Source organism: Mycobacterium persicum (genome assembly GCF_002086675.1).
GTDB lineage: Bacteria > Actinomycetota > Actinomycetes > Mycobacteriales > Mycobacteriaceae > Mycobacterium > Mycobacterium persicum.
The window spans coordinates 89,268-101,365 of the sequence record NZ_MVIF01000001.1 but is presented as its reverse complement, the minus strand read 5'-3'; the positions used below and the strand labels follow the sequence as shown (position 1 = coordinate 101,365).

Genomic DNA, 12,098 nt, shown 5'->3' with positions numbered 1-12,098 from the left:
GGCTCGCGCAGTACGTGTGAACGAGTGAGAGCCTTATCCGGCACACGTCGGGCGGATCATGACTTTCGGACGAAAGCCGTACCGGGGACCGCTAGCCGATGTAGCTGCGCCTGCGCCGGTCAGCGGCACGCCACCGAACACATCGCCGCCGGAGGAAGCCGCTTCGGTCTCCACTATGTCGTTGACAAAAGGTGCGGACGCCGAACGCACCGCCGGGGTAAGCTCCGTGCCTGCCCCTGGCCAGGCGGCCGGAACCGACAGCTTGCCAATAGATCCCGCATTACCTAAGCCCGCGGCTACCTGCCCACCATTGCCGAGTATCCCGACGGCTTCTTTGCCGGCTTCCGCTACGGCGCCAGCAGCCGCCGCGGCGGCGTCTGGGCCGATCGCTCCGATCGCTCTTGCCGACGAGATGAGGCTGTTGCCGATACCGATACCGAAATACGGCAAGCCGGTCAGGTCGTACCAAATGTCGTACACCGGCCAAAGTAGGTTCAAGAAGTTCGTGAGCCAGACAATCCATGCCGGTGTTGACCCGGCAAGCGTGGAGATGGGCGATGAGAGTCCGTGAAGCGCCCCCGGCAGCGCGGAAACCAGCTTCATCAGCGTTTCCTCCGCGGTACCTGCTGCCGTGGCTGCGGCGTGCGCGACCGCGGCGGCTTGTGTCGTCGCTGCGGTCGGATTGGTGGTATGCGGTGGCGCGGTAAACATCGTCACTTGTGCCGCGTTCGCAGAGGAACCTGCATAGGCGTACATGGCCGCGGCGTCTTGGGCCCACATCTGGGCGTATTCGGCTTCAACGGCTGCAATCGCTGCGGTGTTTTGACCGAATACGTTCCTGGCAAGCAGTGTCGCAAGCTGAACGCGGTTGGCTGCAATCAGTGGTGGCGGAACCACTGACGATATCGCGGTCTCGTAGGCAGCAACCGCCATTCGTGCCTGGGCAGCTGCCTGTTCGGCTTGACTGGCGGTGGCTTTCATCCATGCCACGTAAGGTGCAACCGCTTCGGTCATCAATGCCGACGCGGGCCCGCTCCAGTACTCCTCATGCAGCGTCATGATCACTTTCTCGTAGCCGGCCGCGGCCGAAGCGAGCTCACTGGCCAAGCCGCTCCACGCTGACGCGGCAGTGACCATCGGCGCCGATCCCGGGCCGGTATACAGCCGCCCCGAGTTGAGTTCCGGCGGTAACGCCCCGAAATCCATCATCGGGAACTCCGTGCCTCGCCGCGGATTGCGTTCCGGGGGCTCATCGGTGGACAGTTATCCCGTAGCGGGATGGCCATCGCTGGCAACGCAGATCGCGGACCACGTTGTTGCCTGGACATGAGTGACATACCGTTTCCTTTCAATCGCCCTCGGGCTGAAGAATTTTGATGGGTTCGCTCGTTCCCACGGCGCTAACCGATCGCCTGCGGACTTAACACGCTGGGCCGGAACCCGTATCGGCGCTGGGTGAAGTTCGAAGCGCGTCGAGAGCCGCCCGTTGGCATGCCCCGAAGCAGGCTCGCTGGCTTGGTTGTTGTTGGTGCAGTGTGGAATACGGTGCGCGAGCTCGTCGCGGAAACGTCGTGGGGCACGGTAGGTGCAGTGGCCCAACTTGGTGGCGTCGACAAAAGTCCAATCTTCTCGGCTTGCCCCAAACTTGCCGACACCGAACCTGCGCCCAAGCCGGCCAAGCTGGGCTCGAGTGCGGCCGCACCCAAGCCGGCCGCCGGTGCTGCCGCTGCCGCCGCCGCACCCAGGGGCGCCCAGGTCATCGCCTGCCCTATCTGCAGGATGTTCAAGGTGTACCCCTGCGTGTCATAAATCAGGGACATGATGTCGACCAGGGTGAAACTCCAAGCGATCCACACGTTGAGCAGTGCTGGCCAGTTCGCCTTGAGCCATGTCAACACTGCCCAATACCACGGGGTGGGCGCCGTCGACGAAAGTTGCGCCAGCATATGCAGTCCCGCCAAGGCAAAGCTCATCGGGTGAGTCACCGATGAGACAATCGATTTCGACACGCCTGCTGCTGTCGTCGCCGCTCTTTCGGTCGCGGCCGCCTGCGCGGCAAGTCCGGGCGGGTTGCTGGTATCCGGCGGCGCCGTGAACGGGGTCAGGGTCGAGACAGCTGCCGAACTACTCGCATATTCGTTCATGGCGGCGGCATCTTGAGCCCACATCTCGGCGTAGAGGATCTCGGTGGTCGCGATAGCCGGAGTGTTTTGCCCGAAGAAATTCGTTGCGATCAATGCCAGCAACAAGGTCCGATTCGCCGCGATCAACGGTGGAGGCACCGTCATAGCGTGTGCGGTTTCGAACGCGGCGATCGCCGCGCGGGCATTGGTCGCTGTCATCTCGGCTAGCCCAGCGGTAGCCCGCAACCAGCCGACATAGGGCGTGATCGCCGCGAGCATGGCTGCCGACGTGGGCCCCACCCACTTGCTACTGAGCTCCGAAATTACCGAGTCGTAGCTTGTGGCGGCCACGGCAAGCTCGGCAGCCAGCTCGTCCCAGGCAGCGGCGGCCGCGATCAACGGCCCGGATCCGGGGCCGCAATACATGCGTCCTGAATTGATCTCGGGGGGCAGGACCCCGAAATCACATACCCATCGAGGGTGAGGCGCAGTCAGCATCGGCAAGCCACCAGCCGATCGGAAGTAGGCCGTGTCAGGCCCAACGCGATATCGCTGCTTGGGTCGTTTGCCTGGGCCGCCGCGAACGCGTCGACAGGCGTCGGCACCACCGGAGCTAGTAGGGGCAGCCCGGACACGACACTGCTGTAGGCGTCGGAAGTCATCTGACTGTCCCGAGCACGTCGGGAATGGTTATGCCATACCGTCCCGCTGCTGCCATTGGTAGACTTCGGATCCGTAGCTGGTTGATTTTGCACCGGCATGCACTGGGAATATTTCCTCCTATTGTTTACGGTCTATGCTTATTGCTCTCTGGTGGACGGTTGCATCCAGCCACCTTGCCGAAGCAATCGGAAACATTGATAACCGACCGGCTCGTTCGGATGCTGTGGCGACTCTGATTGGTCGTGTAATCGACAATCAGGCATCCGGAAACGATCTCCGCGTTGCCAGAAGAGGCTTGCCGACGAGCGCTCTCAACCGGCACCTACAGCTTTCACGACTTGCCTGAACATCAGCCGGACCGATGTTGAGTTCAATCGTATTCATCACCACCGACCCGGAGATATTCATAGTTGTTTGAGAAGGTGGACGGTATTGATACTGTCGCGGTCAACCACGACACTGCGCGAGACGTTAACGCCATGCCTCGGCGAGTCGCTGGACGGCCGGAGCGCTGCCATGTCGAATGGTAAGGGCGGGCTGCTGATCATTCCTTTCTGTCCGCTTACGTATTGGCAGGGCAACTTTGCTCACCGCTCGCACTGCCCAAGGGTCCCATTCGAGCTAGCCGGCGACACCCAGCTACGACGCGCGACCAAAGGTCGGCGCCACGAGCGGCGAGAAGTCGAGCCGACTGCATCATCCGCGCCGAAGCGCGGTCAGCAGGGCCAATCGCCAGGGTCGTGCTGGCTGAGCCTGCGAAAAATACCGACAGCGTCACCAACGCCCCTTGCGTTCGATCACGGATTTAGGACACGTCATCGGGCCTTGGCTGCAGGGTTCTGGCATACTATACGTATATACTAAGAACCCATACATCAGTATTGGTAATAGTTGCATACGTCGACGGTTTAGTCAATCGCTCGGCGCCGATCACGCGAACGCGCGGTTATCGACGAGCGTCAGCGGGCTGAGGAGGTTGCTGTCGTCGGGCCGCTCGGCCGTGTCGCCTCGGCCAAGCGACGCTTCCGTTCGACCTGACTATAACCGCGATAAAGGAAGTCGGGCGATACAAATTTCGAATGGCGTTATAACTTTAAGTTATTGGTAATCTTGCCGGCACTTCAGGTGCAAGCGCTCAGGGGTATGCAAGAGCGCGCAGATGACCTAGGCTGCGCTGTACGTGCACGAGCACTAATGTGAGGAAATGGCAACCCTGCAGCCGGGGACGCGCGCCATGTGACTTGTATTTCCGTTGAGACCGAGTATTAGCGCTGAGGTGGAACATGTTCAGGTTGGTTTACCGTGCATCTTTGTCGGCGACGCTCGCCGCGACCGCCGCGTTGTGTTCGACAGAATTCGCCTGGGAAGCGAACGCTATAGCGCAGCCCTCGCTGATGCCAACTTATTTCTGGTGTCCGGGCCAGCCATTTGACCCGAGTTGGGGACCAAATTGGGACCCGAATGACTGCCATGACGACAATCGCTACTTCCCGGGCCTTCAGGACCAACCGCCAATATACGACGATCCGGATGACGCGCCGCCTCCGCCGGCTGCTGGCGGCGGAGGTTAACGAGTAATCCGCTCATCGAATCGGAATTCCACACGCCTTACGCGTATTCTGTGAAGCGGCTCGTCACATTCTGAGCATCTAGGCGTTCGATGTCGACGCTGGGATTACCCGTGCAAGGATATGCTCGGCTCGCTTGTCGGTGGAGACGCACAACGAGCAGACGTGGGCGGTGTGTGTATGACAGGCCAGCATGTCGGGCCGCTCGAAATCATGACGGCAGACATGACAGTTCAGTTGCTCGGCCGAGGGGTTGCCGTGTTCGTCGTACATCGGCAGGTCGATGCCGTCGTGGGTGCGCCGAAGGTAGTACCGGCCGCGAGTGGCGATCGCCAGGACCGGTGGCATCACCACCGCGATAACGATTGCGACCAGGGGTGAATAGGGCCGCAGGGTCTCGCCGAGGCCGCCGAAGAACGCGACGATCGAGAGCCCTGCGGCCAACAGCAGGGAGCCGAAGCCGACCGGGTTGATGGCATACAACATGCCGCGGCGAAATTCCGGGGTCTTCGGCGACAGGCGCAGCAGGTACTTGTTGACGACGATGTCGGAAGCCACCGTCACCACCCATGCCATGCCGCAGTTGGCGTAGAACCCGAGGATCGTGTTCAGGAAGTCGAACATGTTGGCTTCCATCAGGATTAACGCGATTGCGAGATTGACGGCGAGAAACACGATGCGGCCGGGGTAATGCTTGGTGACGCGGGTAAACGAATTGGTCCATGCCAGCGAGCCTGAATAGGCGTTGGTTACGTTGATCTTGACCTGACTGAGGACCACCAGGATCACGGCGAGCGTCAGCGCCAGCCAGCCCGGCATCACATTGCGGTAAATCTGCATGAATTGGTGCACCGGAAGATTGGCGATCGCCGTGGCCCCGGCGATGTGGCAGATCAGATACACCGCCAGGAACAACCCGATGATCTGCTTGAGCGCACCGAAGACCACCCAGCCGGGCCCGGCCAGCAGCGTCCAGGTCCACCAGCTGCGGGCATTCGCCGGCGTCCGTGGCGGCATGAAGCGCAGGTAGTCGATCTGTTCGGCGATCTGGGCGATCAGCGATAGGCATACGCCTGCCGCCAACAGGACCGAGCCGATGGTGACGCCGCCGCCACCGTGCTTGCCGGCGTAGGAGAAGAACTCTCCGATGGATTCCGGGTGGCTGACGACCAGGTAGCCGAACGGGGCCACCATCAGCAGCAGCCATAGCGGAGTGGTCCAAAGTTGCAGCTGCGAAAGGACTTTCATCCCATACATTACCAGCGGGAAAATCAGCAGCGTCGAGCAGGCGTAACCCAGCCAAAGCGGTACCTGCAGGCCCAGATTGAGGCCTTGCGCCATGATCGAGCCCTCGAGCGCAAAGAAGATGAACGTGAAGGTGGCGAAGATCACGTTGGTGACCACCGACCCGTAGTAGCCGAAACCGCTACCGCGGGTGATCAGATCCAAATCGATGTTGTAGCGCGCCGCGTAGTACGCCAGCGGCAGCCCGGTGGCGAAGACCACGACGGCGAAAATTCCTATGCCCCAGAGGGCGTTCGCGGTACCCCAGGTGATGCCGACATTGGCGCCGATCGCGAAGTCGGCCAGGTAGGCGATTCCCCCGAGGGCCGAGATCCCCACCACCGCCGGGGACCACCGTCGGTAGCCGCGCGGGGCGAAGCGCAGCGGGTAATCTTCAAGCGTCTCGCCGGTGGTCGTGATGTGATCGAAGTCGCTTGGCGCCGTTGGCTTGACGTCTATATCGGTGCCCGACATCAACTCTCCTCAGCGCATTCGCCGGTCGATGGCAATCAGATTCCATGGTGTGCCCACGCACTTGCCTTCGTGGAAAGTGTGCAAGTGAACTCGTGCGGCTACGCGTTCGGTGAACGTCGTTGCGGTCCGGCGTGATCGTAACCCCGGGTTTCGACCGCGTGCCAGCTGAAAGCGCTCCGGCACAGCGATACCCAAGCGGTTGCTCAGTTGCCTCACAAGGTCAGCCGGACCGCCCGGCGGTCGCGGTCGGTGACCCGGCCGCCGCGTCAGATCTTGCCCACGACGAAATTGGCGGCTTGGTTGGTCAGTCCCGGCACGTAGCCGGTGTGGGCCTTCCACTGGTTGCCGTCGGAGCAGATTGGGTCGCCCTGGTTGCACAGGTTGAGGATTTTGCCCTCGAAATGCGGGCTCAGGGCATTCATGAGCCCGCCCGCGCGGCCGGACGGGTTACCGAAGAGGGTGACCGCGGCGACGTGATCTGCCGCTTCGGCCGGTAGTGGCTGAGTGAAGCCCAAGGCGGCCAGTGGAGCGGCGGTGACGATGTCGATGACCGCCGCGCCCTGGGAGTACCCGCCGAGCACCAGTTTGGTGTTCGGGCACGCGTTCGCCATCTGCTGCACATGGTCGCTGGCGTCGTTGGCACCGTCCGCGGCCGCCAAGAAGTCCTTATTGGCGGGGTAATTCACTCCGTATGCTCCGATGTTCCGGCCGGTCCGCTGGCGCAGTGAGGCGAGCATGGCGTTGCCCACCCGGCCGAGCCCGGGTGGCTCGCCGGTTCCCCGGGCGAACACGACTTCGACGTCCGGGCAGGACGCGGAGGCCCTGGGTGGCAGTGGCCAGGCAAGTGACAACGCGCCCGCCGCGAGTGCGGCGGCCGCCAGGCGGCTGATGAGTCTTGCTCTGCCCGTGGGGATAAGCCGCATGACGCGATCTTACGGGCTTATTGCACATGCGTTGCTGGCGTCAGTGAACCTGCACCACCGACCCGGGCGCTCCCACCACCGATCCGGGTACCCCGTCCGCCGGTCCGGGCGCCTGTGGAGCCGGTCCGGGCGCCGGCGGGACCGGGCCGGGCAACTGCAGTACCGGTGGCGTAGAGGAGGCCGCGAGCTTGGCCGCCACAAAGCTCGCCGCCTGGGTGGTGTAGGTGGGGACGTAGCCGTCGGTGTGGTCGCTCCACTCATTGCCCGGGCCCGCATGACAAATCGGGTCGCCGGGATTACACAGATCGATCGCCTTGGAACCCAGCAACGCGCTCTGGGTCGTCAACGACCCGCCGGAGCGGTCGGCCACGTTGCCGAAGACGGCGACCGCCGCGATGTTGTCGGCGTATTCGGCGGGAAGCGGGCTGCCGAAACTGATGCCCGCCAACGGAACTCCCGCCACGATGTCGATCACGTCGGCGCCCTGGGAGTAGCCACCGAGAACCAGCTTGGTGTTCGGGCATGACGAGGCCATGGATTTGATGTGTGCGATGGCGTCGTTGGCGCCGTCACCGGTATGCAGTTGAAGGCGGCTGGCGGCATAGTTCACGGCGTACACGCCGATGTTCTTGCCGGTTTGCTGGCGCAGTGAGTCGACGAATGCTTCGCCGACCCGGCCGATGCCGGGAGGTTCGCTGGTACCGCGGGCGAAAATGACCTCCGCGTCCGGGCAGTCGGTGGCGGCGGCCGACGGGATCGCGGACGAAACGGTGGACGGGGCGAGAACCATGCCGGCGGCGGCGACAAAAGCGCCGGCCAACAGGCCCATGGGGTGCGTGTTCACGCCGAGATTTTACCCGCTGCCGACCGCTACAAAACCTGCGACAATTTCCGGTCTGTGGATGAGTGACTGAAGAAGCTCCTGCTCAAGGCCTACTGTCTGGGCATGGACGGTGGGGATTAAATGTCCGGCCAATCGAGTGCAGGGCGGCACGTCAATGCCTACCGTTTTCTGCTCCGACGCCTCGAGTGTGTGTTGCTGCATCGGGATGGTGATCGGGGACTGCGGGCCCCCACGCTGGCGCTGGCGGTCGGCTGCGTACTGGCGACCGTCGCGGCGGCCGCCTGCGCGATCGGCGCGCTGGCGCAGCCGCAGCCGGGCCTCGGTGACGCGCACATCGTGATGGGCCGCGACACCGGGGCGCTGTACGTGCGAGTGGGCGATACCTGGCATCCGGTGCTGAACTTGGCCTCGGCGCGATTGATCGCAGCATCGGACGCCAATCCCCGGCGGGTGCGTGAGGCTGACCTGCGTCACACCAAACGCGGTCCGCTGCTGGGCATTCCGGGAGCGCCGCAGCTGATCGGGCCGTCGCTGGCCGCCGCCGAGTCGCGGTGGACCGTCTGCGACGCCGATCGGGGAGCGGCAACCACGGTGCTGGTCGGTCCTGTTTCCGAGACGTCGGTTCGCCGGCTGGCCCCCGAGCAGACACTCCTGGTCACCGTCGGGTCCGGTGCACCGGCGTATCTGCTGTACCACGGACGCCGTGCCGTGGTGGATCTTGCCGATTCCGCGGTGCTGCGGGCGCTGCGGCTGGAGGGCCGGACTCCGCGGGTCGTCTCGCAGTCTTTGCTCAGCGCCGTGCCGGAGGTCCCGCCGATCAGCGCTCCGCCGATCAGCCACGCGGGCGAGCCGACCACGGCCGGGTTTCCCGTCGGCACTGTGCTGAGCCTCACACGCGACGTGAACGAGGAGTTTTACGTGGTGCTGAAAACCGGTGTCCAACGGATCGGCCGGGTCGCCGCGGACCTGCTGCGGTTCAGCGACTCGCAAGGCAACATTCACGTCGTCGCCGCGGCACCCGATGCGATCCGCTCCGCTCCGATCGCAAACGTCCTGCCGCTGTCCACGTTCCCCGATGAGGTGGCGACCTCTGGTGCCGATAGCGCCACCACGTTGTGCGTGACGTGGCTGCCGGCGCAGTCGGATCGACCCGAACTCGCGTTCCTGACCGGCAGCGGCCTGCCGTTGCCGGCCGCGGCGGCCCCGGTAACGCTGGCGCAAGCCGATGGTCGCGGGCCCGCACTGGACGCGGTCTACCTACCGCCGGGTCGCAGCGCCTACGCGGCCGCGCGGAGCTTGTCCGGCGCGGAAATCCGGACGGTTTGGCGCTACCTGGTCACCGACACGGGTGTGCGGTTCGCGATCCGCGACGACGAGGCCGCACGTCACCTCGGGCTGCCGGCGCCGGTCCCGGCGCCGTGGCCGATAGTGGCGGCGCTGCCGCAGGGACCCGAACTCGGCAGGCAGGAGGCGTCAGTCGCCCATGACACCGTCTCGGCCCGACCGTCCTAGCCGAAGCCTGGTGGCTCCGAACGAGACCAGAACCGCCACGAGCACCACCAGGCCGATGGCGGTCCCGCCCAAAGCCGCGTCACGGCTGCGGTGATCGGCAGACACCGGCATCGTCGTGATCGGCGCGGCCGCGGTGTCGGGCTTGGCCGCGGGCGCCGGCGGCGCGGAATCCGTGCTCAGCGCGGCCGGGGCGTCGATGGTGCCGTTGCCGACCAGGGGATTCCATCCTGCCGGTGGGTGATGGGCGGTCGAGGTGATCCGCTGCATCACTTGTCGGGCGGTCAACGCCGGAAATCGGGCGCGAATCAAGGCGGCCAGCCCGCTGACGACGGGTGCGGCAAAACTGGTGCCGGACAGTGGCACCGAGCCATGTTGTCCGTCAAGGGCATTCACCAGCCCGCCACCAACGGGGCTCAGCGAGGTCACGTCCTCGCCGGTGGCGGCGACGTCGACCCATGGCCCGGCAAGGGTGAACGACGACGGTGCACCGGCCGGGTTCACCGACCCGACGGTCAGTACGTAGTCGTCATACCAGGCCGGACTGACCGCGACGGTAACGGTGTCCCGGGATACGTCGGGCCGCTGGGCCGGACAGCGCGCGCCGCCGTCGGTATTGCCGGCCGGGGCCACCACGACGGCATTCTTGACGTCGACCGCGTAGGCCAATGCGGCGCCCAAGGCACGGTCGTCGAGTAAGGGTTCGGCCGGGACGCAGGCGACTGACGAGATGTTGATCACCGACGCGCCGAGGTCGGCTGCGGTGCGGACGGCTTGCGCCATCGTGTCGACGTCACCGACCCCGGTGCCGGAGCGGTCGGCGACCGGAGCGAACTTGGCGCTGGACTGCCGGATGCTGATCACGGTGACCTCGGGCGCTACCCCGCTGAACCCGTCTGCGCCGGAATCCGTTGCGGCGGCTATGATCCCGGCGACGACGGTGCCGTGTGCGTCACAATCCCGGGTGCCGTCGCCGGCGGCGACGTAGTCGCCGCCGCCAACGAGGTGCGGCAGTCGTCGGTGCCGGGCGACGCCGGTGTCGATGACGGCGACCCGCTGGCCGGCCCCCCGGGTGAACTGCCAGAGCTGTGGCAACTCGAGATCCGCCAGTTGTGCGGTGGCGGCGTCGTGGCCGGGCACCGCGGTGGCCGCGGTGCAGACCTCGCGTTGCACGGTGGGTTGTGGCGGGGCCGGTGACGCCGCCGCGGGCAGCCACCTTTCGTCTACCCGCGGCGGCGACACGGCGTGCGCCGATGGCGTCACGCACCACGGCGCCGTGGTCAGCGCTACCACCAGCAGATGGGTGACGCGCACCGTCGCGATGTTCATATCAGGTCGAGGGCCCTAACGGCGTCGAAGACCCCGCATGTCCAGCAGACCAGCGGCGCCACGGCGACCCAGGCCGCCAACTCCAGCGCCTCGATACCTCGCCTGGCGACGGGCGAGAGCGACATCCCGGGAGCAACGAAGCCCAGAAACAGCGCCGCCGCGGTCAGTATCGCGGTCAGCGCGGCGATCCGGACTCCGTGCTGCATCCAGTTGGTCGTCGCGGTGAGAAACGCTGTTGTGCCAGTGATGATTCCGCTGACGACGAGCAGCAGCCACCGTGTCCGGTGGCGGTGTGCGCGGGCGCGCAGCAGCAACAGCGCGGCGGTGGTGGTGGCCAGGGGGACGCCGCGATGGGTGGTCAGCGCGGCGACGATTGCCCCGACGGCGGCGCAGCCGGAGAAGGTGGCCAGCAGGCTGGTCAGCCACTTGCCGGCGCGTATCGACTTGGTGGCCAGCACCTCGGCCGGCGGCAGGTCGTCGGGGTCGTCGTGGTCGATCGCCGGTGGCAGCCGTGGCGACAAGCCCGCCAACGCAATGGACATCCGCCCGCACACTTCCAGCAGACCCAACGATGCCAGCGCGGCCCACGAACCGATGACATACACCGGCGCCGCGGTCATCACCCCTGCCAGCGCAGCGACCGCGATGACGGTCGCGCAGCCCCCTATGGCGGTTAAAGGCGCTATGCCGCAACCGGTTACGCGAATACCCAGCACCGCCGTGACGGCCGCCGCCGTGGCGGCGAGCATGACGTGCGGAATACCCGGGGCACCGGGCACCGCCAGCAGACCGGCAACCGCGACGAAGACCGTGGCGATCACGCTCAACGTGAGTGCGGCGATCGGGTCGCGGTGGATCCGGTGTGCAATGCCCGCAAGTAGCAGAGCGATCACGCCGGCCGCCGCCGCGCCACCCGCCGTCGCGCCGTGTTGAGCGCCGGCGCGCAACGCATCCCGAATCAGCACCCCGGACCCGACAGCGGTCACAGCACCGGCCGCCAGCGCACCGGTGAGCGCAGCGGTGCGGCGACCCGGGCGGGGGGCCGCGGAGCCCAGCATTGCCGATACCGCCTCGGCCAGGTCGTCGTGGCGCTCGGCGGGCGGCTCGGGAACGGACCGGCTGAGCACCAGCACGGTGCCGTCGTGGATATCGCTGTGCGCCAGTGTCGTCGTTGATGCCAGTAATTGCCCGCCCGGCGTGCACAGGTGGTAGCCCGTCGCGGTGTCCCGCTCGAGGCGATCGCCCAGGACGTCGATGATCGGCGGGATCAACGCCGCGACCGGAAGCGCCGCGGGCAGTGACAGGTCGACGACCGTGGTGCCGGCATGAACCGCGACGCGGCGCAGGCCGGGATCGGCTGCAGACAACGGAGCTCCTCTCA

At 65.5% G+C, this 12,098-nt stretch carries 9 protein-coding genes; 2 read left to right on the top strand and 7 right to left on the bottom strand.

Going from position 1 to position 12,098, the window contains the following annotated elements; translation table 11 throughout:
* Window positions 1-33: 33 nt before the first annotated feature.
* Both BST40_RS00425 and BST40_RS00420 read right to left on the bottom strand, forming a co-directional pair.
* Window positions 34-1,206: a PPE family protein gene (locus BST40_RS00425; RefSeq protein ID WP_075547089.1), complete on the bottom strand. Its 1,173-nt coding sequence runs from the start codon at window positions 1,204-1,206 to the stop codon at window positions 34-36.
* Window positions 1,207-1,400: 194 nt separating this feature from the next.
* Window positions 1,401-2,621, bottom strand: a complete 1,221-nt coding sequence (locus BST40_RS00420; RefSeq protein WP_075547090.1) for a PPE family protein — start codon at window positions 2,619-2,621, stop codon at window positions 1,401-1,403.
* 1,448 nt (window positions 2,622-4,069) lie between these two features.
* Between BST40_RS00420 and BST40_RS33610 the strand changes: the two genes are divergently transcribed.
* Window positions 4,070-4,357: an Mtp family mycobacterial-type pilin gene (locus tag BST40_RS33610; protein ID WP_082275398.1), complete on the top strand. Its 288-nt coding sequence runs from the start codon at window positions 4,070-4,072 to the stop codon at window positions 4,355-4,357.
* A 78-nt stretch (window positions 4,358-4,435) separates the two neighbouring features.
* Here BST40_RS33610 and BST40_RS00410 read toward each other — a convergent pair whose 3' ends face one another.
* From BST40_RS00410 to BST40_RS00400, 3 genes are all read right to left on the bottom strand, one after another.
* Complete coding sequence (locus tag BST40_RS00410; protein WP_075547091.1) at window positions 4,436-6,112, bottom strand: purine-cytosine permease family protein; 1,677 nt, start codon at window positions 6,110-6,112, stop codon at window positions 4,436-4,438.
* Between the two features lie 266 nt (window positions 6,113-6,378).
* A complete protein-coding gene (locus BST40_RS00405) occupies window positions 6,379-7,035 on the bottom strand; it encodes a cutinase family protein (RefSeq protein ID WP_075547092.1) in 657 nt (218 codons plus the stop codon).
* Window positions 7,036-7,075: 40 nt separating this feature from the next.
* A complete protein-coding gene (locus BST40_RS00400; RefSeq protein ID WP_075547093.1) occupies window positions 7,076-7,879 on the bottom strand; it encodes a cutinase family protein in 804 nt (267 codons plus the stop codon).
* A gap of 120 nt (window positions 7,880-7,999) precedes the next feature.
* Here BST40_RS00400 and eccB point away from each other — a divergent pair, with 120 nt between their 5' ends.
* Entirely contained in the window at window positions 8,000-9,391 is a 1,392-nt protein-coding gene (eccB, locus tag BST40_RS00395) for a type VII secretion protein EccB (protein WP_083153104.1), read from the top strand.
* Here the strand turns inward: eccB and mycP are convergent.
* Window positions 9,353-10,717: a type VII secretion-associated serine protease mycosin gene (mycP, locus tag BST40_RS00390; protein ID WP_075547095.1), complete on the bottom strand. Its 1,365-nt coding sequence runs from the start codon at window positions 10,715-10,717 to the stop codon at window positions 9,353-9,355. The genes eccB and mycP overlap by 39 nt on opposite strands.
* A complete protein-coding gene (gene eccD, locus BST40_RS00385) occupies window positions 10,714-12,084 on the bottom strand; it encodes a type VII secretion integral membrane protein EccD (RefSeq protein WP_075547096.1) in 1,371 nt (456 codons plus the stop codon). Before eccD ends, mycP begins: the two co-directional genes overlap by 4 nt.
* Between the last annotated feature and the right edge of the window lie 14 nt (window positions 12,085-12,098).